Source organism: Citrobacter sp. GW821-FHT07H02, assembly GCF_059418505.1.
Map to the genome: position 1 here is coordinate 86,366 of NZ_JBWKPZ010000006.1, position 25,775 is coordinate 112,140.

The 25,775-nt window shown below is 52.8% G+C and carries 29 protein-coding genes; 10 read left to right on the forward strand and 19 right to left on the reverse strand.

Annotated elements, in window-relative coordinates; all coding sequences use genetic code 11:
• Positions 1-30: 30 nt before the first annotated feature.
• The 3 genes from AC07NP_RS09395 (at position 31) to plaP (ending at position 2,580) form a co-directional block, all read left to right on the forward strand.
• Entirely contained in the window at positions 31-954 is a 924-nt protein-coding gene (locus AC07NP_RS09395; protein WP_494660284.1) for a LysR substrate-binding domain-containing protein, read from the forward strand.
• Positions 955-1,169: 215 nt separating this feature from the next.
• On the forward strand, positions 1,170-1,232 hold the full coding sequence (gene yoeI / locus AC07NP_RS09400) for a membrane protein YoeI (RefSeq protein ID WP_181684280.1): 63 nt from the start codon (positions 1,170-1,172) through the stop codon (positions 1,230-1,232).
• The gene (gene plaP / locus AC07NP_RS09405) at positions 1,222-2,580 is read left to right on the forward strand and encodes a putrescine/proton symporter PlaP (protein ID WP_494660285.1); all 1,359 of its coding nucleotides are present in this window, start codon (positions 1,222-1,224) and stop codon (positions 2,578-2,580) included. Before yoeI ends, plaP begins: the two co-directional genes overlap by 11 nt.
• A gap of 106 nt (positions 2,581-2,686) precedes the next feature.
• Here the strand turns inward: plaP and sbcB are convergent, their stop codons facing one another.
• The gene (gene sbcB / locus AC07NP_RS09410; RefSeq protein WP_494660286.1) at positions 2,687-4,111 is read right to left on the reverse strand and encodes an exodeoxyribonuclease I; all 1,425 of its coding nucleotides are present in this window, start codon (positions 4,109-4,111) and stop codon (positions 2,687-2,689) included.
• Between the two features lie 398 nt (positions 4,112-4,509).
• On the opposite strand from sbcB, the gene phsA reads away from it, so the two are divergent.
• From phsA to AC07NP_RS09445, 7 genes are all read left to right on the forward strand, one after another.
• Complete coding sequence (gene phsA / locus AC07NP_RS09415; RefSeq protein WP_494660287.1) at positions 4,510-6,786, forward strand: thiosulfate reductase PhsA; 2,277 nt, start codon at positions 4,510-4,512, stop codon at positions 6,784-6,786.
• A gap of 14 nt (positions 6,787-6,800) precedes the next feature.
• The gene (phsB, locus tag AC07NP_RS09420; protein WP_494660288.1) at positions 6,801-7,379 is read left to right on the forward strand and encodes a thiosulfate reductase electron transport protein PhsB; all 579 of its coding nucleotides are present in this window, start codon (positions 6,801-6,803) and stop codon (positions 7,377-7,379) included.
• On the forward strand, positions 7,376-8,143 hold the full coding sequence (phsC, locus tag AC07NP_RS09425) for a thiosulfate reductase cytochrome B subunit (RefSeq protein WP_494660289.1): 768 nt from the start codon (positions 7,376-7,378) through the stop codon (positions 8,141-8,143). The genes phsB and phsC overlap by 4 nt, the downstream gene beginning before the upstream one ends.
• A gap of 151 nt (positions 8,144-8,294) precedes the next feature.
• Entirely contained in the window at positions 8,295-9,467 is a 1,173-nt protein-coding gene (gene dacD, locus AC07NP_RS09430) for a serine-type D-Ala-D-Ala carboxypeptidase DacD (RefSeq protein ID WP_494660290.1), read from the forward strand.
• A 122-nt stretch (positions 9,468-9,589) separates the two neighbouring features.
• Complete coding sequence (gene sbmC / locus AC07NP_RS09435) at positions 9,590-10,060, forward strand: DNA gyrase inhibitor SbmC (protein ID WP_494660291.1); 471 nt, start codon at positions 9,590-9,592, stop codon at positions 10,058-10,060.
• A 136-nt stretch (positions 10,061-10,196) separates the two neighbouring features.
• On the forward strand, positions 10,197-11,255 hold the full coding sequence (locus AC07NP_RS09440) for an FUSC family protein (protein WP_494660292.1): 1,059 nt from the start codon (positions 10,197-10,199) through the stop codon (positions 11,253-11,255).
• A gap of 172 nt (positions 11,256-11,427) precedes the next feature.
• Complete coding sequence (locus AC07NP_RS09445; protein WP_162379907.1) at positions 11,428-11,763, forward strand: DUF496 family protein; 336 nt, start codon at positions 11,428-11,430, stop codon at positions 11,761-11,763.
• 33 nt (positions 11,764-11,796) lie between these two features.
• Here the strand turns inward: AC07NP_RS09445 and AC07NP_RS09450 are convergent, their stop codons facing one another.
• From AC07NP_RS09450 to AC07NP_RS09535, 18 genes are all read right to left on the reverse strand, one after another.
• Positions 11,797-12,663, reverse strand: coding sequence for an L-threonine kinase (locus AC07NP_RS09450; protein ID WP_494660293.1), 867 nt, complete (start codon positions 12,661-12,663; stop codon positions 11,797-11,799).
• A 92-nt stretch (positions 12,664-12,755) separates the two neighbouring features.
• The gene (locus AC07NP_RS09455; protein ID WP_494660294.1) at positions 12,756-13,970 is read right to left on the reverse strand and encodes an acetate/propionate family kinase; all 1,215 of its coding nucleotides are present in this window, start codon (positions 13,968-13,970) and stop codon (positions 12,756-12,758) included.
• Positions 13,955-14,407: a propanediol utilization protein PduV gene (gene pduV / locus AC07NP_RS09460; RefSeq protein WP_494660295.1), complete on the reverse strand. Its 453-nt coding sequence runs from the start codon at positions 14,405-14,407 to the stop codon at positions 13,955-13,957. Before pduV ends, AC07NP_RS09455 begins: the two co-directional genes overlap by 16 nt.
• 4 nt (positions 14,408-14,411) lie before the next feature.
• Entirely contained in the window at positions 14,412-14,762 is a 351-nt protein-coding gene (gene pduU / locus AC07NP_RS09465) for a propanediol utilization microcompartment protein PduU (protein ID WP_192612689.1), read from the reverse strand.
• Positions 14,762-15,316 carry a propanediol utilization microcompartment protein PduT gene (gene pduT / locus AC07NP_RS09470; RefSeq protein ID WP_494660296.1) on the reverse strand — a complete coding sequence of 185 codons (555 nt, stop codon included), beginning with the start codon at positions 15,314-15,316 and terminating at the stop codon, positions 14,762-14,764. The genes pduU and pduT overlap by 1 nt, the downstream gene beginning before the upstream one ends.
• A gap of 2 nt (positions 15,317-15,318) precedes the next feature.
• On the reverse strand, positions 15,319-16,686 hold the full coding sequence (locus AC07NP_RS09475; protein WP_494660297.1) for a 4Fe-4S dicluster domain-containing protein: 1,368 nt from the start codon (positions 16,684-16,686) through the stop codon (positions 15,319-15,321).
• Positions 16,683-17,795 carry a 1-propanol dehydrogenase PduQ gene (locus AC07NP_RS09480; RefSeq protein ID WP_494660298.1) on the reverse strand — a complete coding sequence of 371 codons (1,113 nt, stop codon included), beginning with the start codon at positions 17,793-17,795 and terminating at the stop codon, positions 16,683-16,685. The genes AC07NP_RS09475 and AC07NP_RS09480 overlap by 4 nt, the downstream gene beginning before the upstream one ends.
• Positions 17,796-17,805: 10 nt before the next feature.
• A complete protein-coding gene (pduP, locus tag AC07NP_RS09485; RefSeq protein WP_494660299.1) occupies positions 17,806-19,191 on the reverse strand; it encodes a CoA-acylating propionaldehyde dehydrogenase PduP in 1,386 nt (461 codons plus the stop codon).
• Positions 19,188-20,195 (reverse strand): two-domain cob(I)yrinic acid a,c-diamide adenosyltransferase PduO, encoded by a 1,008-nt coding sequence (gene pduO / locus AC07NP_RS09490; protein ID WP_494660353.1) that lies wholly within the window; start codon positions 20,193-20,195, stop codon positions 19,188-19,190. The genes pduP and pduO overlap by 4 nt, the downstream gene beginning before the upstream one ends.
• Before the next feature lie 9 nt (positions 20,196-20,204).
• Complete coding sequence (locus AC07NP_RS09495; protein WP_494660300.1) at positions 20,205-20,480, reverse strand: EutN/CcmL family microcompartment protein; 276 nt, start codon at positions 20,478-20,480, stop codon at positions 20,205-20,207.
• Positions 20,481-20,483: 3 nt separating this feature from the next.
• A complete protein-coding gene (gene pduM / locus AC07NP_RS09500) occupies positions 20,484-20,975 on the reverse strand; it encodes a microcompartment protein PduM (RefSeq protein ID WP_494660301.1) in 492 nt (163 codons plus the stop codon).
• A complete protein-coding gene (locus AC07NP_RS09505; protein WP_494660302.1) occupies positions 20,972-21,604 on the reverse strand; it encodes a phosphate propanoyltransferase in 633 nt (210 codons plus the stop codon). The genes pduM and AC07NP_RS09505 overlap by 4 nt, the downstream gene beginning before the upstream one ends.
• A complete protein-coding gene (locus AC07NP_RS09510; RefSeq protein ID WP_494660303.1) occupies positions 21,604-22,068 on the reverse strand; it encodes a BMC domain-containing protein in 465 nt (154 codons plus the stop codon). The genes AC07NP_RS09505 and AC07NP_RS09510 overlap by 1 nt, the downstream gene beginning before the upstream one ends.
• Before the next feature lie 24 nt (positions 22,069-22,092).
• Entirely contained in the window at positions 22,093-22,368 is a 276-nt protein-coding gene (gene pduJ / locus AC07NP_RS09515) for a propanediol utilization microcompartment protein PduJ (RefSeq protein ID WP_162379893.1), read from the reverse strand.
• A gap of 19 nt (positions 22,369-22,387) precedes the next feature.
• On the reverse strand, positions 22,388-22,738 hold the full coding sequence (locus tag AC07NP_RS09520) for a glycerol dehydratase reactivase beta/small subunit family protein (RefSeq protein ID WP_494660304.1): 351 nt from the start codon (positions 22,736-22,738) through the stop codon (positions 22,388-22,390).
• Positions 22,728-24,560 (reverse strand): diol dehydratase reactivase subunit alpha, encoded by a 1,833-nt coding sequence (locus AC07NP_RS09525; RefSeq protein ID WP_494660305.1) that lies wholly within the window; start codon positions 24,558-24,560, stop codon positions 22,728-22,730. The genes AC07NP_RS09520 and AC07NP_RS09525 overlap by 11 nt, the downstream gene beginning before the upstream one ends.
• Before the next feature lie 13 nt (positions 24,561-24,573).
• Positions 24,574-25,092 carry a propanediol dehydratase small subunit PduE gene (pduE, locus tag AC07NP_RS09530; protein WP_494660306.1) on the reverse strand — a complete coding sequence of 173 codons (519 nt, stop codon included), beginning with the start codon at positions 25,090-25,092 and terminating at the stop codon, positions 24,574-24,576.
• Positions 25,093-25,106: 14 nt separating this feature from the next.
• The gene (locus AC07NP_RS09535; protein ID WP_203360772.1) at positions 25,107-25,769 is read right to left on the reverse strand and encodes a propanediol/glycerol family dehydratase medium subunit; all 663 of its coding nucleotides are present in this window, start codon (positions 25,767-25,769) and stop codon (positions 25,107-25,109) included.
• Positions 25,770-25,775: the final 6 nt, after the last annotated feature.

Genomic DNA, 25,775 nt, shown 5'->3' on the forward strand with positions numbered 1-25,775 from the left:
GTGATCGCCATACACCCTGAGGGGGCGAGCATGAAACCACTGCTGGACGTTCTGATCATTCTTGATGCTTTAGAGAAAGAGGGCAGTTTTGCGGCGGCGTCGGCAAAATTATTTAAGACGCCTTCTGCTCTCAGCTATACCGTCCACAAACTCGAAAGCGATCTGAATATTCAGTTACTCGATCGCAGCGGTCATCGGGCCAAATTCACTCGCACCGGCCAAATGCTGTTGGAAAAAGGCCGGGAAGTCCTGCACACCGTACGCGAGCTGGAAAAACAGGCTATCAAACTTCACGAAGGCTGGGAAAACGAACTGGTCATCGGTGTGGATGACACATTCCCTTTTTCACTTTTGGCACCACTCATCGAATCTTTCTATCAACATCACAGCGTTACCCGCCTTAAATTTATCAACGGCGTACTGGGCGGCTCCTGGGAAGCGCTCACGCAGGGACGGGCGGATATCATTGTGGGGGCAACGCATGAACCGCCGCCTTTAAGCGGTTTCGGTTTTGTGCAGTTGGGGTATCTTGAGCAAGTCTTTGCGGTCGCACCGCACCACCCCTTAGTGCAGGAACAAGAGCCATTGAGCCGCCGTATCATTAAACGCTTCCGCGCCATTGTGGTTGGCGACATTACTCATCCGGCGTCCTCATCTCAGCTTCTTGAAGACCAGGAAGCGATAACCGTGTTTGATTTTAAAACCAAACTGGAATTGCAAATCAGTGGGCTGGGATGCGGCTATTTACCGCGCTATCTGGCGCAGCGATTTCTGGAAAGTGGCGCGCTGGTTGAGAAGAAGGTGGTGGCGCAAATCTTCTTTGAACCGGTATGGATTGGCTGGAACGAGCAGACTGCCGGACTGGCCAGCGCATGGTGGCGAGATGAGATTTTAGCAAATAGTGCTATTGCTGGTGTCTACTCAAAAGATGCTGTTGATAAATCAATCGTTTAGGCAAATTAATTTGGGGCAGGGGTCTCATTCTCTTGTCATTTCTCCTCAATCTAGTGCAAAATACGCCGCTTGCAAAAAATGACATTAACCGACGTTTTAATACGCGTCGGTTATTTTTTTGCATCAAACCAATCATTCATAAAAGAGGCCGGGCTTCGTACCGGATAGATACTTACTAAAAACCGACAGTTGTTGTCGCTGAGGAATCCATAGAAATGGGGCAATTTTTTGCTTACGCGACGGTATTCGCCGTAAAGGGGAATGACCATGTCGCATAACGTTACTCCAAACACCTCTCGCGTGGAATTACGTAAGACGCTTACGTTAGTTCCGGTTGTTATGATGGGCCTTGCCTATATGCAGCCGATGACGCTGTTCGATACATTTGGTATCGTTTCAGGCCTCACAGACGGTCACGTACCGACGGCATATGCCTTCGCGCTGATCGCTATTCTGTTTACGGCGCTGAGTTACGGGAAGCTGGTGCGTCGTTACCCTTCTGCAGGCTCTGCGTATACCTATGCCCAGAAATCCATTAGCCCTACCGTTGGTTTTATGGTGGGTTGGTCTTCTCTGCTCGACTATCTGTTCGCGCCGATGATCAACATTCTGTTGGCGAAAATTTACTTTGAAGCCCTTGTGCCTTCGATCCCGTCGTGGGTGTTTGTTATCGCCCTGGTGGCGTTCATGACGGCATTTAACCTGCGCAGTCTCAAATCCGTGGCCAACTTCAATACCGTTATTGTGGTGTTGCAGGTTGTGCTGATCGCGGTCATTTTGGGCATGGTGGTGTACGGTGTATTTGAAGGCGAAGGCGCCGGTACGCTGGCCAGCTCGCGTCCGTTCTGGTCTGGTGATGCGCACGTGATTCCGATGATCACCGGTGCGACGATTCTGTGCTTCTCCTTTACCGGATTTGACGGCATCAGCAACCTGTCGGAAGAAACCAAAGATGCAGAGCGCGTTATTCCGCGTGCTATCTTCCTGACCGCGCTTATCGGCGGCCTGATCTTCATCTTTTCAACCTACTTCCTGCAGCTGTACTTCCCGGATATCTCTCGCTTTAAAGATCCGGATGCCTCTCAGCCAGAAATTATGCTGTATGTTGCGGGTAAAACCTTCCAGGTTGGCGCGTTGATCTTCTCCACCATTACCGTACTGGCTTCTGGTATGGCGGCACATGCGGGCGTAGCACGTCTGATGTACGTGATGGGTCGTGACGGCGTGTTCCCGAAAAGTTTCTTCGGTTACGTTCACCCGAAATGGCGTACCCCGGCGATGAACATCATCCTGGTAGGGGCAATTGCTCTGCTGGCAATCAACTTTGACCTGGTGATGGCGACTGCGCTTATCAACTTCGGTGCGCTGGTGGCCTTTACATTTGTTAACCTGTCGGTGATTTCACAGTTCTGGATCCGTGAAAAGCGCAACAAAACGCTGAAAGACCATTTCCAGTATCTGCTCCTGCCGATGTGTGGTGCGCTGACCGTTGGCGCGCTGTGGGTTAACCTGGAAGAGAGCTCCATGGTGCTGGGCTTGATCTGGGCCGCGATTGGCCTGATTTATCTGGCATGCGTGACCAAAAGCTTCCGCAACCCGGTGCCGCAGTACGAAGACGTTGCATAACCACTGACTTTTCCGCGCCTGTTCGTCAGGCGCATAATAAAAAACCGGAGCGTTGTCTCCGGTTTTTTTATGCCGCAAATTCAGTCAGTAGGGACTTTTTCGGTTCTCAAACAATCTCTTCGGCGTACTGCCACAGTGATTTCAGCAACGTTTGCTTCCCGCTATCATTAGCATACTGCTGGTACAACATCTGCAATTCATCCGCATAGCGTTGCAAAAACTCTGGTGTGAAGACCTGACGGCGGTGCTCCAGCCAGCGCTGCTGCTCGGCTTCATCCAGGGTGCCCGGGAAATTACGGGCGCGATAATTAAACAGCAGTTTTTCTATACGCTTATCGGCGAAGGTGATATCCAGCGCAGGTAAATTGCGCGGCTCCGTTTCCAGAATGATCTTCATGGCTTCACGATCCGCATCGCCGAAAAAGCCATTATAAAGCTGAGCATCAACGTTATCGGAAGGGGTAAACGGCTCTGCTTCTGCAAAGATCGCCACGACTTTATCGCGTACCTGCGGGTTTTCGCGTAACACTTTCAGATTATCGAGACACTGCTGGCGATTAATGCCCAGCCGGTCGGCATCTTCCGGGCGCAGCGTATTGGCCTGCGCCAGAACCGGGCACTTATTGATATGCACCAGTTTGACGGGAACCGCGGCGTTATCGCCCAGATCGGCTTTGGCTGTGTATAACCGCTCGCGCAGGGTATTGCTGTCAAGCTCCAGCAGCGGAGAAATATCGCCCGCCAGATCCACCATGATCACCGCATTCCGATTTTCCGGGTGCCAGGCCAGCGGGGCGACCCAACTGGTATTGCCGCGCCATGCGCCAAACATACCGGAGACATGGACCAGCGGTTTCATCTGAGGGACATCAATCAGCGCGGCCAGCTTATGCTTGTTACGGTGGGTGTAAAGGTACTCAAACAGACGTGGCTGGCGTGACTTCACCAGTTGCGCCATCGCAATGGTCGCATAAACATCGGCCATCGCATCGTGTGCGTTGGCGTGTTCAATCCCGTTGGCTTTAGTTAAATGTTCAAGGCGAAAACTGGGCAGCCCGTCTTCGTTTTCGGGCCAGTTGATCCCTTCCGGTCGCAGTGCGTAACAGGCGCGCATTACATCCAGCAGATCCCAGCGCGAGTTGTCGTGTTGCCAGCTCCATGCGTAGGGATCGTAAAAGTTACGGTACAGAACATTGCGCGTGACTTCATCATCAAAGCGGACGTTGTTGTAGCCAAGGATACAGGTCTTCGGCACGGTAAACAGGGCGTGAATTCGTTGAGCGAAGGCGGCTTCGTTTTCCCCTTTTTCCCGCGCTTCCTGCGGCGTGATGCCGGTGATCAGCACGGCTTGCGGTTGCGGGAGGTAATCATCGGCAGGCTTACAATAAAACACCTCCGGTTCGCCAATAACGTTAAAATCGCTATCGGTGCGAATCGCGGCGAACTGCGCGGGTCTGTCCAGTGCGGGGTGTGTACCAAATGTTTCGTAATCGTGGAACAAAAAGGTAGGAAGCTGCTTGCCGTCATTCATTGTGGAGTTGTACCCGGTTTCAATTTTCGCTCTGGTAAGAGTAACAAAAAACGACCGGGTAATCAGCAAGACCTATGCTTTGCCTGAATCACGAATGCGAATTAATTGGGTTGTTATTAAATTTCAGCGAATACAGAAATAACGTAGCCGATTTGTATCTTTGTTTTAATAGAGTGAACCTGGGCAATGATATAAATTTACGCTAATTTGACGACATCCAATGGGGTTATTTTCTTGCTGACTGTCATTATTTGACTGTATTCGGAATCTTTTGATAAGTAACAATTTTTAGCTATTTATCTATTTTATTGCTCTCTGTTATGAATTGTGAGTAAGGACATAAACTTACGATATATATTCAATATAATTATTGGATATATCTAATAACAGGAGGTTATATGAGCATCAGTCGGCGTAGTTTTTTGCAAGGCGTCGGGTTGAGTTGTTCCGCGTGCGCCATAGGTGGCTTTGCACCCGGAGCACTGGCGCGCAATCCGACAGAGGGGGTGAGCGGTAAAACATCCCTGACGCCCAGTCTGTGCGAAATGTGTTCGTTTCGGTGTCCGATTCAGGCGCAGGTTATTAAAAATAAAACGGTTTTTATTCAAGGTAATCCTCATGCCCCCCAGCAGGGAACGCGGGTTTGCGCCAGGGGCGGCAGCGGTGTCAGCCTGGTCAATGATCCTCATCGTATTGTGAAACCCATGAAGCGTACCGGCCCACGCGGTGGCGGTGAATGGCAAGTCATTAGCTGGCAGCAGGCCTATCAAGAAATTGCTGAAAAAATGACGGAAATTAAAAAGCAACATGGACCAGAAGGGGTCGTATTTTCTTCCAAGTCCGGTTCGCTTTCAGGCCATCTGTTTCATCTGGCTACTGCATTCGGCTCTCCGAATACCTTCACACACGCCTCAACCTGTCCTGCCGGAAAATCCATTGCGGCAAAAGTGATGATGGGGGGAGACCTGGCGATGGACATCGCCAATACCCGCTACATGGTCTCATTTGGGCATAATTTGTATGAGGGGATTGAAGTTGCGGATACCCATGAATTGATGACGGCGCAGGAGAAGGGGGCCAAAATGGTCAGCTTCGATCCGCGTCTTTCCGTTTTCTCCAGCAAAGCAGATGAGTGGCATGCGATTCGTCCCGGCGGTGACTTACCGGTGTTGATGGCAATGTGCCACGTTATGATCAACGAAAATCTCTACGATGCCGCCTTTGTTGAGCGTTACACCAGCGGATTCGCGCAGCTGACGGATGCGGTGAAAGAGACCACACCTGAGTGGGCGCAACAGCATTCCGACGTGCCTGCCGATATCATTGTTCGGGTCACGCGAGAGCTTGCTGCCTGCGCACCGCATGCCATGATCAGCCCCGGTCATCGCGCAACATTCTCTCAAGAAGAGATCGACATGCGGCGCATGATTTTTACCCTGAACGTGCTGCTCGGAAATATTGAGCGCGAGGGCGGGATGTACCAGAAAAAAGGGGCCGCAACGTATAACAAACTGGCAGGCGAAACGGTCGCTCCGGTGCTGGCAAAACCTGACGTCAAAAATATGCCCAAACCGACGGCGCAGCGCATTGATTTAGTGGCGCCGCAATTCAAATTTATCGCGGCAGGCGGTGGTGTCGTCCAAAGCGTGATTGACGCGGTGCTAAAACAGACGCCTTACCCGGTGAAGGGCTGGATTATGTCCCGCCACAATCCTCTGCAAACCGTCACCTGTCGACCGGATCTGGTGAAAACCATGGAGCAGTTGGATCTGGTCGTGAGTTGCGATGTTTACTTAAGTGAAAGCGCGGCTTACGCAGACTATCTGTTACCGGAATGCACTTACCTTGAGCGTGATGAAGAAATCTCCGACATGTCTGGGCTGAATCCCGCTTACGCGTTGCGCCAGCAGGTGGTGGATCCTATCGGCGAGGCGCGTCCGAGCTGGCAAATCTGGAAAGAACTGGCAGTGCAGTTGGGCCTGGGGCATTACTTCCCCTGGCAGGATATGCAGACTCGCCAGCTGTATCAGCTCAATGGCGATCATGGCTTGTCGGCGGAATTGCGCCAGAAAGGGTATAGGGAATGGGGTGTACCGCTGTTGTTGCGTGAGCCCGAATCCGTTCGTCAGTTTGTCACGCATTTTCCCAGTGCGGCAGCGACAGACAGTGAAGGAACCTATGGCGATCAGCTACGTTTCAAATCGCCGTCCGGCAAAATCGAGCTGTACTCTGAAGCGCTGGAAGCCTTGTTGCCTGGTTATGGAGTACCTCAGGCCCGCCATATCGCGCTTAAAAAAGACGACGAACTCTATTTTATTCAGGGCAAGGTTGCCGTACACACCAACGGCGCGACGCAGTATGTCCCGTTACTCAGTGAGTTGATGTGGGATAACGCCGTTTGGATCCACCCGCAAACAGCCCGTGAAAAGGGTATCCGCAACGGGGATGAGGTCTGGCTGGAAAACGCAACCGGCAAAGAAAAAGGGAAAGCGCTGGTCACGGCAGGCATTCGACCCGATACGCTGTTTGTTTATATGGGATTTGGGGCGAAGGCCGGGGCGAAAACCGCCGCGACAACGCACGGCATTCACTGCGGAAACTTGCTGCCGCATGTGACCAGTCCGGTTTCTGGCACGGTGGTGCATACCGCTGGCGTCACGCTTAGCCGGGCATGAGGAGGGAGAAAAGCATGAATCAACCGACGAATTCATATGTCATGTTGCATGACGAGAAACGCTGCATTGGATGCCAGGCGTGCACGGTGGCCTGTAAGGTACTTAATGATGTCCCGGAGGGATTTAGCCGCGTTCAGGTGCAGATCCAAACGCCTGACCCTGAATCTTCCACGCTGGATCATTTTCGTTTTATCCGTGTCTCCTGTCAGCATTGCGAAGACGCCCCCTGCGTCACGGTATGCCCAACCGGTGCCTCATTCCGTGATGAAAACGGCATCGTGCAGGTCGATAAATCACGCTGTATCGGCTGCGATTATTGTGTTGCAGCGTGTCCGTTCCACGTTCGCTTTCTGAATCCCCAAACGGGGATTGCCGAAAAATGTAATTTCTGTGCCGATACGCGTCTGGCATCAGGACAACAACCTGCCTGCGTCTCCGTGTGTCCGACGGATGCGCTGAAATTTGGTCGACTCAATGAACCGGAGATCCAACACTGGATCGGCCAAAAAGAGGTGTACCGGCAGCAGGAAGAACGCAGTGGCGCGGTCAGTTTATACCGACGCAAGGAGATACATCAGGAGGGTAAAGTATGAATACCATCTGGGGAGCCGAACTGAACTACGCGCCGGATTACTGGCCTTTATGGCTCGTCTGTGCGGGGGGCGTGGTGTTGATGCTGCTTGCCGCACTTGGGGCGCATGCGCTGTTGCGCGCCATGTTTGCACCGAAAACGGCGAAGGGGGAAGAGCAACGTGACTACCTCTATTCACTGGCGATCCGCCGCTGGCACTGGGGAAATGCGCTGCTGTTTGTCCTGCTTTTGCTCAGTGGTCTATTTGGCCATTTCACAATCGGACCCGTGGCATTAATGGTGAAACTGCATACCGTGTGCGGATTTGCGCTGGCGGCATGTTGGATTGGCTTCATCCTCATTAATGCGTTCGGTGGCAACGGTCATCACTACAAAGTGAACGTCAGCGGACTGGTCACGCGGTGTCTGCGGCAGACGCGTTTTTACCTGTGCGGCATTATGCATGGCGAAGCGCACCCCTACGCCGCCACGACGGAAAACAAATTTAACCCACTACAGCAACTGGCATATCTGGCCATCATGTATGCGCTCGTGCCTCTGTTGATCATCAGCGGATTTCTGTGTCTGTATCCGCAATTCATGGGGGCGGGTCCGGTCATGCTGGTGTTGCATATGGCGTTAGCCGTCGTTGGGCTGTTGTTTATTTGCGCACATATTTACCTTTGCACGCTCGGTGATACACCCGGGCAAATTTTCCGCAGCATGATAGACGGTTATCACCGCCATCGCAGTCATCATGCGGAATCTTCGCCGCGTAAGGGATAATTTTTCCTCGCGCTGAAACCCGGAAAACAGGCGCGGTGGGTTAAAATCATGCAAGAAAATGTGCTTTTAGTCACATTTTCTTGCAATTTTTTCATGTTTGTTCACCCGAACTTCCGTAAAAAGAACAGCAAATTATTCTCTTTCTGAGGACATGCTGTTGAAATCCCGTTTGTTTATTGTCACGTCTCTGTTTGCGTTGAATCTTACATCTGCCTTTGCTGCTGATACCCCCGACTTTGCCCCCCAACCGCCAGCCATTGACGCAGGGGCGTGGGTGCTGATGGATTACACGACAGGACAGATTCTTACCGCCAATAACGAACATCAGCAGCGTAACCCTGCCAGCCTGACCAAACTGATGACCGGGTATGTGGTTGACCGCGCCATCGACAGCCATCGTATTAGCCGCAACGACATTGTGACTGTCGGACGTGATGCCTGGGCAAAAGACAATCCCGTGTTTGTGGGGTCCTCATTGATGTTCTTAAAAGAGGGCGACCGCGTCACGGTGCATGATTTAAGTCGCGGACTGATCGTTGATTCAGGCAACGATGCTTGCGTTGCGCTGGCGGATTACATTGCCGGAGGACAACCGCAGTTTGTTGCCATGATGAACCGCTATGTGCAAAAGCTAAATTTACAGGATACGCATTTTGAAACGGTACACGGGCTGGATGCGCCGGGTCAGCACAGTTCGGCATATGACCTGGCGGTGCTTTCGCGGGCGATTATTCATGGCGAACCCGAGTTTTATCATATGTATAGCGAAAAGAGCCTCACCTGGAATGGCATTACGCAGCAAAACCGCAACGGCCTGCTGTGGGATAAAACGCTAAACGTTGACGGTCTTAAAACCGGACACACATCGGGTGCCGGATATAACCTTATCGCCTCTGCTGTGGATGGGCAGCGCCGTCTTATCGCTGTGGTGATGGGGGCTGAAAGCCCGAAAGGCCGCGAAGATCAAGCCCGTAAACTGTTGCACTGGGGGCAACAGAACTTCGACACCGTACAAGTTCTTAAAAGTGGGAAGAAAGTCGGTAGCGAGCGTATCTGGTACGGTGACAAAGAGAAAATTGCATTAGGCACTGAGCAGGATTTTTGGTTAGCGCTTCCAAAAGCAGAAATTCCAAATATCAAAGCAAAATATGTGCTTGATAAAAACGAGATTGTCGCCCCCATTGCCTCACATCAGCGGGTTGGTGAAATTGAACTCTACGATCGGGACAAATTGGTTGCGCACTGGCCGCTGGTGACGCTGGAGTCCGTTGAGGAAGGCGGTGTTTTTTCGCGTCTGAGCGATTATTTTCACCATAAGGCATAACGGAATTATTCCAGGGCAGACTGGCGAGAGTGCGAGTCTGCTCACATAATAATCACTATTTCCTTGTGGCTGTTATGTGAAAATTATACTGTATATAATTACAGTATAATGGCGGAGGCATTATGAACTACGAGATCAGACAAGCAGAGAAACGCAGGATTGCCGGTTTTCACATGGTTGGACCATGGGAAAAAACGGTAAAACAAGGTTTTGAACAGTTGATGATGTGGGTTGATGGAAACCAGATCGTGCCGCTGGAATGGATTGCCGTTTACTACGATAACCCTGATGAAGTCCCGGCGGAGAAACTGCGTTGCGATACCGTTGTTTCAGTACCCGCTGATTTCACGCTACCTGAAAACAGCGAAGGCGTGATCCTCACGGAAATTGTGGGCGGTCAATATGCTGTTGCTACCACTCGCGTTGAAAATAACGATTTCGCGACGCCGTGGTATCAGTTTTTCAATAGCGTGCTGCAGGATAGCCGCTACCAGATGTCCGGCAAACCGTGTTTTGAACTCTATCTAAACAATGGGGCAGAAGACGGGTACTGGGATATTGAAATGCATATACCGGTACAACCGAAGTCGTGAAATTGATGTTTTAGGCGTTACTGCGCGGACGATCGCGACATTCGTTCATCCTGGATAAGATCTGTCCGCAGCAGTGATGTTTTCAGTGAAAAAGCAGGTACAATGCGTTCTTTGTGATTTCCAGATGGAGCCGAAAGTGCGTACTGATAAGTCGCTGAGCCCCTTTGAAATTCGTTTGTATCGTCACTACCGCGTCGTGCATGGCATTCGCATTGCGCTGGCATTTATCCTCACGTTTCTGTTCGTTCGTCTGTTCCATATTCCGGAAGGCACGTGGCCGCTTATCACGCTGGTGGTGATTATGGGGCCGATCTCCTTTTGGGGTAACGTGGTGCCCCGGGCCTTTGAACGTATCGGCGGTACGATTCTGGGGGCGGCGTTAGGGCTGGTGGCGCTGCGCCTGGAGCTTTTCTCATTACCGCTGATGATTATCTGGTGCGCGGTGGCGATGTTCCTGTGCGGGTGGTTGGCGCTGGGCAAAAAACCGTATCAGGCGTTGTTGATAGGAATCACCCTGGCCGTGGTGGTGGGTGCGCCGGCAGGTGATATGGAGACGGCATTATGGCGAGGTGGCGATGTGATTCTGGGGTCACTTTTGGCGATGTTGTTTACCGGTATCTGGCCGCAGCGGGCGTTTATACACTGGCGGATCCAACTGGCGCAGTGTGTCACGTCTTATAACCGACTCTATCAGGCGGCGCTTTCCCCTAACTTGCTTGAACGTCCACGGCTGGATAAACACTTACAACAGCTACTTGGGGATGTCGTGAAAATGCGCGGCTTGATTACGCCCGCCAGTAAAGAAAGCCATATTCATAAATCGATATTTGAAGCAATTCAAACGATTAACCGCAATCTGGTCTGCATGCTTGAGCTGCAAATTAATGCACACTGGGCATCGCGCACCAGCCATTTCGTGATGCTGAATGCCCATACGCTGCGCGAAACACAACACCGGATCCAGCAAACGTTACTGACGATTACGCATGCGTTGTATGAAGGAAACCCGCAGCCCGTGCTGGCAAACACCGGGAAGCTGAATGACATTGTGGCGGAACTTCGGCAACTGATTAATGAACAGCATAGCGACAGTGTGGCTGAAATCCCCATTCATGGCTATGTTTGGCTAAGCATGGAAACCGCGCGCCAACTGGAGCTACTCTCGCATTTGATCTGTCGCGCATTGCGCAAATAAAGAGCAGATAAGGTGAATGATTCTACTGCTGCTTCGATTCAGCAAGGAATAAGGGTATGATACGGAAAAAGGATAAAACCATTGTCATCTGCAACGGCTAAAAGTAATGTTGACCCTTACTTGTCGCGGTTGCTTAAACGAATCCGAATCTCACATTATCAGGGGTGTAAAAATGGAAACTACCAAGCCTTCTTTCCAGGACGTGCTGGAATTTGTTCGTCTGTTTCGCCGTAAGAACAAGCTGCAACGTGAAATCCAGGACGTTGAGAAAAAGATCCGTGATAACCAGAAGCGTGTGCTGCTGCTGGACAACCTGAGCGACTACATCAAACCTGGTATGAGCGTTGAAGCGATCCAGGGCATTATCGCCAGCATGAAAACCGACTATGAAGATCGTGTTGATGATTACATCATCAAAAACGCAGAAATCTCCAAAGAACGTCGCGACATTTCTAAAAAGCTCAAAGCAATGGGTGAAATGAAAAACCCTGACGCAAAAGCAGAATAATGCGTTACCGCAGTGAGGATCGTGGTTCGATTCTCACTGCAGTTCAACCCCACCGTTGACCATTCTGAGTAAATGCTGTTCTGGCCAATGGCTCGTCAGTTTTCTTTCTGCAAGCGTCCATTGAATGTAATCGACATCATGACGCTCCCGGTCCAGCATCAAACCGACAACGCTGCCACTGTGCGCCACATTCACGCCATATAAATCGCACTCTTCAACGAGCGATAACAACGCATTGAAGTCGGGTTTTGGCAGTAACATCTGGCTGGCGATGGCGCTCAGGGTCGCGGCTTCTCCCATTCGTCGCGGATTTTGCGTTACGCATGCTTCCTGCACTTTTTCCCAGGCTTGCTGCAAGGCTGCCGCGCCCGCGTGTAAACGGTCAAGGCGGGGAATACGGTGATAATCCGAGGTACGTAACGTCACGGGGCTTTCGAGCACTAAAAGATCGAGCCGCGGTTGCGCTTCGCAGGCGATCTGCGTTGAAGCATCATTATGATCAAAAAGCGTAAGCTGGCGGAAAATGGTGCTGTCGGTCGGTTCGAGTGACACGCAAAGCTGGGCAAGGGTGGATTCATTAAGCGTGTGGCCCAGATGGTGCGCGGTGGCAAGCGCCGTTGCCGCGATGTCTGCCGTGCTGCTGGCCATTCCTTTGGCGACAGGAATGGTGGAATGGACATCCACCCGTATTTCCTGGCTCCAGTGGGCAGGGTAGTTAAAGTGCGCAAGCACCCGATCTACCATCGTGCGTGAAAGCGAACGTTCATCCGTCAAAGGCGAGCCTGAACTCACCTCGACGGTGCTGTACCAGTCGACAGGGCAGGAGACCAGCTTCTCACTGCCAAGAATCCAACCCTGAATAAGTTCACCGCATGACGCCGGGCATTGTGCTACAGCCATGTATTCACCTTTCTGATCAGCAATTCTCGGCGCATAGTGTCATGCTGATCATGCTATTACCTTGATTTGCCGCAACTTGTGGTGATGCTTTATTACGCAGGTACGCAAAAAGCTGCCGTTTCGCTTAAGGCAATTCTCATGACATCTTGCGCGATCATGAGTTCTTCATTGGTATTAATCACCGCCACCTTGACCATCGCGTTGTCTGTTTGAATGAACGTGTTGTTGCGTTGATTTTTTTCTTCATTAATCGCCAGCCCAAGAAAATGCAGGTTATGGCAGATTGCTGACCGGGCGCGGGAGGAGTTTTCGCCAATCCCACCGGTAAACAGGAGAACATCCAGTCCGCCCATCTGCATAATGTAGCTGCCTATCGTGGCGCGGATACGTTCGGCAAACAGGGTGAGTGCCAGTGCTGCCTGTCGATTCCCTGCATCAGCGGCCTGTTCAACATCGCGGTAATCGCTGGATATTCCGGAGACCCCCAGCAAACCTGACTCGTTGTTTAATAAATGATTTAGTTGCTGTGGTGTTTTACCTTCTCGCTGGGCAATCCACGGTAAAATGGACGGATCAATATCGCCACTGCGGGTCCCCATCATTACGCCTGACTGCGGCGTGAATCCCATTGAGGTGTTTACGGACTGGCCTCCCTTGATTGCACAGATACTGCTGCCGTTGCCGAGATGACAACACACAATGCGTAGCGCGCTGAGTGGAACCCCCAGTTTTTCTGCCAGTGTGGCACTGACATATTTATGGCTGGTGCCGTGGAATCCGTAGCGACGAATGCCGAGCTCTGCGTAATAGCGCCAGGGCAGCGGATAGACATAGGCGGGTTCATCCAGCGTCTGATGAAAAGCTGTATCAAAAACGGCCACTGACGGCGTGTTGGGGAGCAATTGACGAAATACTTTAATGCCAATGACATTGACCGGATTGTGCAGCGGGGCCAGTTCCGCGAGATGTTCTATTTGCGCCAGCGTTTCATCAGTGATCAGCGCCGAATCTTTAAACGATTCGCCACCGTGCGCGACACGATGACCGACACCGGTGATGTCATTTAATGAATTGATAATTCGATAATCAATGAGCTTCTCCAGCAGTAACGCAACGGCTTCACGATGATCCGCCATCGGCAATGTTTCTTGCCATTTTTGCGTGGGCGTTTTTATCGTGACCTGCGCATTAACCATACCAATACGCTCGATCAAACCCTGGCAGATAGCCGTGCCTTGCGGCATCGCCAGTAACTGAAATTTTAGCGATGAACTGCCTGCGTTAATGGCCATTATTTTGTGAGACATGAAGCTTCCTTTGCGGTCAGAAAATCAAACATTTCATCGACGCCTGAATTCGTCGCGGCGCTGGTGGTAAAGATGTGTTCAGCCCCGGCCTGGGTCAACCAGCTCTTTACGGTTGAAATACGCGACGCGTTTGCCAAATCGGATTTGGTGACGATGCCAATGACGGGTCTGTTCATCGGCGCTGTGAACCCCGGTGAAAAAGGCGACCAGGGCGCATCGGCGTTCAACACCAGGGCAATCATTTCAGCTTCGCAGGCACTCACCAGCAGCGCGCTGTAGAGACAGCGGTTCTCAAGGTATTCGCCCGGAGTGTCAATCGTGTCAGGAGACCACACGATGGCCTGCGTTTTTTGGTAATGAAGTTTCTCACCACGTAAACATTGTGTGAGTGATGTTTTACCGCACTGGCTGGGGCCAATAAGCATCATGCGCTTCATGGTGTCAGGTCCGGGTGACGGGGCATGAGGTAAAAAGCATCATTTCACTCAATACTCTCGTGACCTGTTTCAGCGCGTATTCAACGGCAGAAACATCGCCCGTCAACACAACGGCTCCCGTGAATCGGTCGAGAAAACCAATCTCTACGGCTCCTGACTTGGTGGCGATATCACAGGCGATAATGGAGGCCTCGCTGGGGGTGATGGTCAGAATACCGATGGCTGATACGGCATCCTGAAGCCCCAGTTTTTTAAATAAATCTTTGCCCGGATTGGCAATCAGATGCGCCAGCGTGACCTGTTTACCAGGGACATATTCCTGGATCATACGATCCGTCGTGGGTTGTCTTTCCATTATCCCTCCACAATCTGTCGCCACATGGCTTCATGTGGACGAGGAATCACTGAGCGGTAGACCAGCAGCCCTTTTTCGCCCGCGCTTTCACTGGCAACGGTAACGGCGTTGTTAACATCAGAAACATCGCCCGCTACCACCATGTAGCATTTACCTCCGATGCCAAACGCCATATGTACCCGAACCAGCGTGACATTTGAGGCTTTGACCGCACGGTCGGCGGCGCTGATGCATGCCGCCACGCTCCACGTTTCCACAATCCCGACGGCCTGACGCTTATCAACACTGTTCAGCCCGCTGATGGCGGGGAGGACGCTGGCATGAATATTGGGTAACACCAGGCTGTCGACGAGCATGTCACCGGCGAGTGATAAACCGGTCTCTATGGCTTGTTGCACAGCCCCCACATCACCGCCGATCATCAGTAAAAATTTGCCTGGGCAGATGGTCTTACTGACCAGAAGATTCACGTTGGCGCTTTTCAGCATGGCATCGCCTGATTCCATTCCTTTAGCGATACTGGTGAGTTCTAAAATACCTATTGCCTGAGACATGGTTAACCTCTTACAACCGTAATGGCCTGGTCAGTGACGTCACAAACGATGCCGTCAATACTGGCGTGAATGGGCGCGCCTAATGCACCCGCGGGGACATCTGCGACGCACTGGCCACGAATGACCCGGTCACCTTTTTGCACCTGTGGGAGGGCATTGGCGCCAATATGCTGGCGCAGAAGCAGAGTGACGGTATCCGTCAGGTGTTCGGTTTCTGATAACGGTGCTTCGTGATACCAGTCGCTAAGACCCAGCTTAGTAATCAGCCGTTTTACCGGCACCAGTCGATATTTCGCCATTTCATCGGCAGGATTCAGTGGCCCTTCATAACGCAGGTTTTGCGCCCGCAACTCACGCTTGAGCATGCGGTTAATACGCATTGGGGAGATACCCACCGGACAGGCGACACTTTCACACACATTACATTCCGAACAGGTCAACGCGCTGAGCAACAGTTGGGGTGTTGCGGCTTGTTGATAGTTCACCGCACGTACCAGCAGGTGTGGCGATAACTCATGGCCTATCAAATGTCGAGGGCACAAATCAGTACATAACCGACACTGTTCGCAGACCGTTTTCGCAATGGAAAGCACCGTGCGTTCATCCTGCATACGCCGCTGGATCAGTGGGTGCTTTTCGGGCAATACCAGCAATCCCCCCGTGGTTTTGGTTACCGGGGTATCCAGCGTGGTGAGCAAATGCCCCATCATTGGGCCGCCATTGATAAACCCGGGGGAATCAATGGTGGCTCCCCCCGCCAGAGAGAGAACCTCACGCAATGACATACCGATGGGGACAGTCAGCGTCTGGGGATGAGCCACGGCGCCATTAACCGTCAGAGTACGGCGTGTGACGGGAAACTGCTGTTCCACCGCTCTGGCGATATTCAGCACGGTCTGCACGTTATTGACGACGACGCCCACGCTGACAGGCAGAGCCGCAGGAGGGACGCGCCGACCTGTCGCCATCCAGATGGTCAGAACCTCATCACCTGCCGGATAGACATCCGGCAAAATGTGCAACCTGATGTCTGAAGGGAGAAGCGGGGTTAAGGCGGCGATGGCAGGTCGGTATTTTTCTTTGAGGGCAATAATGCCTTCACGGGCGCCGGTTGCTTTCATTGCGTATTGCACGCCACGAACCAGACGAGCCGCCTGTTGGGCCATGAGCTGTTGGTCGACCTTCAGCATCGGTTCACATTCTGCGGCGTTGACGAGGAAGATTTCCACCTGCGCCTGCAATTTGACATGGGCGGGAAAACCAGCGCCTCCGGCACCTACCACCCCCGCAGCACGAACTCTTTCACGGATTGCCTGAGCATCGCAAACGATAAGTTCAGTGAATTCGAAGGCATTAGGAGACGTATTCATATCAATTCCTCCAACAACGCTTGAATAGCGCTGGCGTCAGTGGGACGCGGATTAGTTTTTAACGTGACATCTGCCAGTGCAGCCTGAACCATGGCAGGTATTCGCTGGGAATACTCCGTTTTACCATCAGTCAGCACTTCGGAAAAAGAAGGAATGGCGCATTGTCTTATGAGTTGTTCAATACTGCGAATCAGCGCATTCAACCCTGTGATATCGTTCGCATTGTCCGGACATAACTGACAAGCTTTCGCGAATCTTACGTACCGCTTTGCCGCTCGCGGATCCTGTGCATTAAAACGAATGACTGAGGTAAGTAGCAGCGCATTGGCCAGTCCATGAGCGAGGTGAAATTGGCCTCCCAACTGGTGTGCGATGGCATGGTTAAGCCCCAGACCGGCCTGGCTAAACGCCATGCCAGCCAGGGTTGACGCATTGTGCATTTTTCCGCGTGTCGCGAGGCAATCCCCTTTTTTAACGGCTACGGGCAGATACTGAAAAACGATTTGCGCGGCTTTTTCCGCCAGTGCGTCAGTGAAATCACTGGCCCGTGATGAAACATAGGCCTCAAGGGCATGCGTCAATACGTCCATACCGGTGTTGGCGGTGATATTAGCGGGGACGCTGACGACCAGTCGGGGATCGAGGATCGCCATATCCGGATAGAGCGCATTGTTGAACAGCGGGTATTTAATCCCTTTATCGGGATCGCTTATCACACACGCGCTGGTCACTTCAGACCCGGTGCCGCTGGTGGTTGGAATGGCAACACAGGTTTCGATTTCAATACCAAACTGGCGGCTGAACCAGACGATGGCTTTGGCGGCGTCGAGCGCGGAACCGCCCCCAAAACCTATTACGACATCAGGGTGCAGGGATTGCATTTGCGCAATCCCTTGCACGACGGTGCTGATGGTGGGGTCTGGCGTTATCTCGCTAAACACGCTGATGCGATTACTGTCAGGCAACGTTTCTCGCAGCGTGTCGATTAGCGGCGAACGCGCAAGAAAACCATCACAAATAATCCAGATATGCTTATTCGTAAAGCGCTTCAGCACGTCCAGACTGCCCTGGCCACTGTACAAACGGGTTTGTAGTGAAAAGGTATTCATCACACCCTCATTAACGGATTGAAAAACCGTTTGTCAGTACGCAGCGACGAGACCGCGCGAATGTTTTGGCTGAGGTTGTCCCTTCACCCGTTGGCGTGGCAATCGTAAAGGTGGTGAACCCTTCGCCACCAACGCCGATTCCCGCATAGGACGGACCGTTTTTCACAAAAATAGAGGTCTGCAATGTGCGGGCTGCCAGGTTCAGTCGTGAAACATTCTGCGAGTGCATAATGGCGGTATGGTGCAGGCCTTCTTCGACTTTGATGGCCAGCGTCAGTGCGCTGTCGAAGTCCTTCACTTTCACGATCGGCAACATCGGCATCAACTGTTCACTGGTAACCCAGGCATCGTTCGCGTCAACGACCGCGATCAGCAAGCGTGGTTTTTTGGCTGGAACCGCGATACCAGAGGCTTCCAGCATGGTTTCGGGGCTTTTGCCAACCAGTTTTTTATTGGCTTGACCCTCCGGAAGGCAGGTTGCACGGAGCTTATCCGTTTCTGCTGGGGTGAGGAGCATCGCGCCAAAGCTTTGCATTTGTTGGATCAGGTTGTCGGCAACGGACTCCACGACGATCAGGCTCTTTTCTGCAATACAGGGCAGGTTGTAATCGAAGGAAGCGCCATTAATGATATCTTCCGCAGCTTTCACTAAATCCGCGGTTTCATCGACGATGCAGGGGGGATTTCCCGCGCCTGCGCCAATGACTTTTTTGCCGCTTTTCATCCCCATCGCCACGATACCGGGGCCGCCGGTGATCGCCAGCACGGCAATGTGAGGGTGTGCCATCATTTGCTGGGTCGCTTCAAACGTGGGTTCTGCGACAGTAACGACCAGGTTGCGGATCCCACAACTGCGAAACGCAATCTCTTCAATCATGCTGATCAACTTAAGGGAGACGTTTTTGGCCCCAGGATGCGGACTGAAATAAACGCTGTTTCCCGCCGCCAGCATGCTGATGCTGTTATTGATGATGGTTTCGGTGGGGTTGGTGCTGGGGGCGACGGAACCGATAACGCCAAATGGCGAATATTCGAATAGCACCATGCCGCCATCGCCTGTCAATGCCGTGGTGGTGAGATCTTCAATACCCGGCGTGTTTTCCAGGGCGGCTTTATTCTTGAGGAACTTATCCTCTTTATTACCCATTCCGGTTTCTACCGCGCTCTCTTGCGCAAGCGTCGCAAGGTGCGAATTGAGCTCTTCACGAATAGCGCTGATAATGGCGCTTCGGGTTTTTAGCGGGCACTGCTGATAACGTAAGAAGGCCTGGTGTGCGGCGTTGATTGCCTCATCAACGGACTGAAAGATACCATTCCCTTTTTCGTCCGCGCTGGTGGGCGCTAACTGTTCGCTCAGAATGGTTCGGATGAGGGTTTCCAGTTCGGAAGTATTCATTGATGTGTTCTCACGTTAATAGCCGCAATGGCGGTTTGTGCAATTTCCATGTCCTGTTCAACGCTACCGCCGCTGACCCCAAGACCCCCAATCAGTACACCGTCACGCCATAGCGCATATCCGCCGCCAAACGTCACCACTTTGCCTTGCAGATGACTTTCCAGACCATAAAGCGCCGCGCCGGGTTGAACCGCAGCGGAAAGTTCATGGGTCGCTGTTTTCATCGCGACAGCCGTCCATGCTTTCTTCGGTGCCAGTTCACTGCTCACTAATAGAGCATCCGGCATACGCCAGGTCACGGTCTCGACGCCATGAGCGTCAACGATGCTGACGACAACAGGCACCTGTAATTCTTGTGCCCGTTCAACGGCTGAACGGGTTAACTGATGAAGCTCCTGAAATGAGAGGGACATTGCGGATTCCTTCATGGAGGGGGAGTGACCAGAAGCCAGATAACGCTTTGTCACTTCCCGAATAATGTTGCTTTGATGAGCGTCGTTGTCTTCGGCGCGCGCCAGGGCATACAAACAATCTGAGAGTCGGTTGATGTAGCGCATCAGTACATGCCTGACCGCGACGCCTTCAGATAGCTCCACCAGACGTCGCTCTGCGCGACGCGCTAACGTCCGCGCAAAGTGCAATCGGCTTGCCGCTTCGCACCGGCCCGGCAGGATAAAGCTGTGCAAGGGGGGGATGCGGCCCATCGCGGTATCAATAGCGATTTCAAGCGCGGTAATTTCTTCTGAACTGATGTAACGTTGCCCTGATGCCGGTTGTTCGCTTTCACTGGCAAGCTCAGCGCTAAACCAGAAGATCTGCAACTGAATAGACTCCAGCAGCGTGCGATGTTGCGCGCAGGCGCAAGCACATACACACAGACTCAGCGCGGCATTAAGTTCATCCAGCGTTCCGTAAGCTTCAACACGCGGATGGGTTTTACTGACGCGTTGGCCGGTAAACAGGGCGGTTGTTCCGGCATCACCTGTTCGGGTATAAATCGCCATCATTCCCCCTTAACTTGATACCGTGTCGACGATGCCGACAATGGCCAGGTCTATGGCCTCATTGGGACCGCTAAATACATGTCTGGCGCTGGAGCCGCTGCTGAGCAACACTAACTCGCCAATGCCAGCCCCTACGGAATCAACCGCCACTTCATCACCTGTGGTGGGAGGCGAGGGAAGTTCCCCATCGGCACAGACCCGACGAACCAGCAGGAGTTTTTTCCCCACCAGAGAAGGTGATTTTTGTGTGGATACCACCGCGCCTGTAACGCGTGCCAGATGCATGGTTCACTCCTGTTTAATGAGATGAATATTGCGTGTGCCAGCGGCTTCACGAGCCAGTGCGGTAATGACACATTGACGACGCAGCACCAGCGATACACAGGGAAGGCGAGCCACGTCGGCATAACTTAAAAGATTGACCGGGTGCAGGATGACGGTCTGCCCCAGCTCATCACTGAATATCAGAGGCAGGCGTGCCAGCTTTTTCACCGGTAACGCCGGTAACAAACGACGTTGCACTGACAGCTGTACGCGAAGTCCAAATGCCAGCGCCTCGTGAATCATTACCGCCGTTGTGTTTGACGAATCGTTCTGCGCAAGTTGTTCCAGTAATGGCAAGTCAACCTGCTGAACATGCAGATATGAATACTGGCAAAACAGGGTCCGGGCATCGATATCCCGTAGTTGCGCGGCGCTGAGCGTGACCGTACTGTCGGCACGACGCAGCAAACGTGCAACGACCTCCTCGACGATACGCTGCACCATTTCGCCGTTCATCGTGGCGTTACCAGTTTGGCGAATGCGTGCGGGCTATCTGCGCCAGCCGCATTGGCTTCGTCTGTGTCGATGTGCATCTCAAGACGCATATCGGGTGAAACGCGAACGGCAACGTTGTCAAAAATCAACCGCCGTTCATCACCCTCAATGGCCACAGAGACGCTGTCGCCGTGCGAAACACGCAGGATCAGTGCATCCAGCGGTGACATATGAATATGGCGGCGGGCGATAATCACGCCCGACGTGAGATCCAGTTCGGCAAACGGGCTGACAAGGCGGATCCCCGGCGTTTCTTGCAGAGCGCCTGACATACGCAAGGGGGCTGCGACGCCCAATGTTCTGGCGTCGGTACGGGAGATTTCAACCTGACTCGTACTACGCAATGGTCCAAGCAGGCGAACATTTTTTAGCTGACCTTTTGGGCCAACCAAAGTGACGGTTTGCTCGGCGGCGTATTGTCCGGGCTGTAATAGTGCTTTTTTCTCGCTGATCGGTTGGTCAGGAAAAAGACGGGCATAGTCTTCTGCGCAAAGATGGATATGACGATTAGAAACGCCCAGCGGAATAGGGCGCTCACGCATCTCATCCAGGACCTGGCTTACGGTCGTCTCCAGCAGTTGCTTATCCATTACGCGTCACCTCGCTTACCGGAATGCAGACAGAGAGAGCGGGGTTCCCCTTTCTGGCGTTTGCATTGTGGATCGAGGCAAAGATTGCAACTGATAAGCTCAGTTCCCTGTGCGCTCTCGGGTAAAAACGGCTCAACAAGGATCTCTTCCTGAGGCTCTTCGTGAGCAGCGTCGGGAATTGGCTCAGGCGACGTCTCTACGCGGTAAGAAAGAATGCCTTCTCCAGGCCGTGCGATGACTTTATGTGCGACCAGGCCTGCTTGCTGGTCGGCAAAACTGGCGCCAGTGATGATGGCCGCCTGAACAGAGGCCACATCACCGGTAATTTTGAGAACCGTCCAGCCTGAACCGTTGGTCTTTTCGAGGCCAACCAGCGTGATGGAAGCGGCTTTCGCCATGACATCCGCGCAATTGATGGCTAATGCCAGACCACTAACTTCAAGTAATCCCAGTGATTGCTTCACGCTGTGCTCCTTTTTCGAAGTGACTTAGGCAGATTTAGGTAAAATGGCCTCAACGTCGCTGTGCGGGCGTGGGATGACGTGGCAGGATTTGACTTCGCCTACCGCGCTTGCCGCAGCACTTCCTGCGTCTACGGCCGCTTTTACGGCACCGACATCACCGCGAACCATCACGGTCACTAAACCCGAGCCGATCTTTTCATAGCCGACCAACTGCACGTTGGCGGATTTCACCATGGCATCGGCGGCTTCGATCGCGGCTACCAGCCCTTTTGTTTCAACCAGTCCCAGTGCGTTATTCATACTGCGGTTCTCCTGTGGATTATGAGTGACCATCCCGGAAGGGAAGGCCTTTAACCAGCCGCGCGGCGTTGTTACCAATACGTCGACGGGCAGGGTTATCTTGGTGATAGGTCAGCGTAAATAGCGGCGCTGATGCGGGTAAATTCTTGTAATGCACAACCAACGTTTCACTGTCGCAGGCGATGCCTACGAGCAGCGGCGACTGGCGCGCTGCTTGCCAGGCGCCGTGAACGACATCGTCTGAGACCTGCTCCTGGACAACGAAGGGAATACCTTCTTCTTCGATACCCAACAGAACGTCATTCCAGGCGGAGAGTGTGCCGTCAATGGCCGCGACAACAATCGCCGGTGCGATATGGTTACTGTCCATAGGCAAACTCCTTATGCCAGGACAAGATCAATCCTGTTGCGACGGCGTTTCTTGGCCCTTCGCTACCGCGAATGTTTCCTCGCCCGGCCACCAGCCGATAGTGCGCCAGCGCATCGGTGACCAGTTGCGGGACTTCAAAATCCAGGGAAGAACCGCCAACCAGCACCACAAACGGGATGTCGCGGATATTGCCGGTTGGGCTTACCTGACGCAGCGCACGCAGGGCGTTAGTGACAAAGACCCGCTCTTTCGCGCTGCGGCGAATGGCGCGCACTTTCTCCAGAGCCAGGTCGCCAGGAAGAGGAAGCAGTTCATCGGGTTTCACCACGCAGACACGTGCGAACACCGAGGGCGGAAGCGGGGTGGGGAAGAACTGAACGCTGCCGTCCTCATGGCGCAAGTGAAACAAACTTTCCACCTTGGCCAACGGGTACTTTTTGATCTCCTCGGCCAGATAACGATCTTCCAGACCCAGTTCACGAGCGATGATCATCGTGACCATATCGCCAGCACCGGCGAGGTGAGTGGCGATAATTTCGCCTTTAGGGTTGATGATTGAAGCGTCAGTTGAACCCGCGCCCAGATCCAGAATTGCCAGTGGCCGCGTGGTGCCAGGCGTGGTTAAGGCACCCAGAATCGCGGCTTCGGCTTCTGCGCCGCCGACCTGAACGTCAACGTTGAGTTTTTGCTTAATTTCGCGGGCGATCATCGCCATTTGCAGGCGATCTGATTTCACCATTGAGGCGATGCCGACGGCCTGCTCCAGCGAAAACTCTCCGGCTAGCCCACCGGTGACACTCACGGGTACTGACGTATCGACGGCTAACAGGTCCTGGATGAAAACTTCGTTGCTGGGTTTGTTGGTGAGTTCTGCCATTGTCTGGCGCACATGCTCCAGCATGCCGCCAATATTGGTTCCGGCTTCACCGGTGACATTATCCAGTTTGGGGTATTCGCCGACCGCTTTCATGATGGCGTCGGCACCAGCGGCAACATCGACTCGACGCGTGCGTCCCTGCGACAGCAGTTCGATATTTCCGGCTGGTATGGCGCGAGCTTTCACATCACCTGAGGGGGTTTTCACCACCACGGCGGAACGGTTGCCAATCAGCGCGCGCGCCATAGGCACAATGTTTTTGGTCTCGTCGGCACTGAGATTAAAAACCGTAGCGATGCCGTAAGGGTTAGACAGCGTTTCGATCACCTTCCCGGGGACGGCAACCTCAATAGCGGCCAGCATCCCGAGAGGAATTCGGTCGATATACCGAACTTCATCAACAATAGGGACGGGTTTTTCAAGACGATTACTGACCAGTACACCGTCATCCTGTTGCAGAATGACGCCGGTCAATTGATACCCCGCCCGCACGGAGGCGTTAATCATGGTAGCAACATCGGCGAAATCGAACGCTGCTGATACCACCAGGATGTAAGAGACATCAGCCGGGCGAGTCAACAACTCTTCCGGCGTAATGGTTACCCCGACGCCAAGACCGACCCCACCCGGTGTTTTCGGGTTGTGGCCGATCATGGTTGACTCAGTGATGATGGTTTCCGTGATGGTTTCCATCGCCACATCGCCAATCACTGGCGTGGCTTCGTTGATGCGGATGAGCGAAATATCACTGACATTGATGCCGGCGTTTTTTGCCGCCAGCGTAAGCGCCTCCTGAATACCGAACACATTACGTAATGTGCCCTTGATTCCGGTCGTTTCCGCCAGCGCACTGCCGGTGATTGTCAGTACGCCAGACTCATTCAACGTCGCCAGAGCGACTTCTGTTGATGAGTTGCCAATATCAATGCCAGCGATATACCGCATGGATTCTCTCCGCTTAATCGTCGCCTTTAAGTTTTTTGCGCTCGATGTACAGCATGGCCGCTTCACGAACGAAACCTGCGCAAATCTTTGCCTGATAACGATTTTCGAGATCGTCCGCAATGGCCATCAGCTCTTCTTTCGTTGAACGGTAAGGACGCAGTGCGTTGTAGATTTCAAGGATCCGTTCGTCAGGTACAGCAGTCAGTTCCGCTGCGCGTTCAAAGTTCATCGCCAGTCGGTCACGGCCAGCATCTTTGGCGATAGCAGCCTGAAGACGCAGAGTTTCCGGCGTGATACGCATGTCCTGCGCGGTCACTTTATTGCTGAGGACATTCTCAAGCGTGAAGTCATCCAACGTTTTGTTGGTGGCTGTTTTCACCCACTCAGGATGCTTGTTTGCCAGTGGGTAATCGGTCACCTTCGCGGTGTGCGTCGACGTATTCACTGCAGCAGAGGCGGGAGTTTCGCCTTGCAGGCTGTTCATGCGGCTCAACACATCCCGTACCATCGATTCAATTGCTTCGGTATTCATGGCGGTATCCTTTGTTAAAGCGCCACGCGCAGTTCTTGCGCGTTTTTGCCCGTCACGACATGCTTCGTCTCTTTGATATGCAAAATGGCCGATTTCGCCTGATATTTAGGGCGCGCCATTTGATCATTCAGCGTCGGAACAGGTTGCGGAGATTCTCTCTTGGCATAGCGCGCGGCGTTTTTACCAATTTGGCGGTACGTTTCCAGCGTGAGTAACGGGGCCTGAGGGAAAAGCTCCAGGTTGGAAAGCGGAGGTAACCCTTGTTGGTGAATAACCGTCGTCCCTTTAGACTGGATGCCGATAGAGATGCCAGAACCGCTCAGACGATTCCCTTCTACCGCGACGAACGCCACATCGGATGATTTGAAGCAACGAATAACACGTGCCTTGATGCCTTCTTCTTCAATACCCGCGATCACTTCGCGCAGAATGCTCTTGTGCGGCAGACCCACGATATTGACGGTTTGCGACAGACCAAATGCCGGACCAACAGCAATAATGACTTCGTCTTGCTGGGCACCTTGTTTGGCTTCGCCAATTTCAGTCAGAAAGCTTTCACCCTGTGCAGGGGCCGCCTGAACAGCGGGTGTACGCAAGGTCACCGGTTTGTCACTGCTCTGCATTTCGGACAGCACATCTTCAATTATCTGGCGCAACAGCTTTTCATTAATTTCCATTTTTCA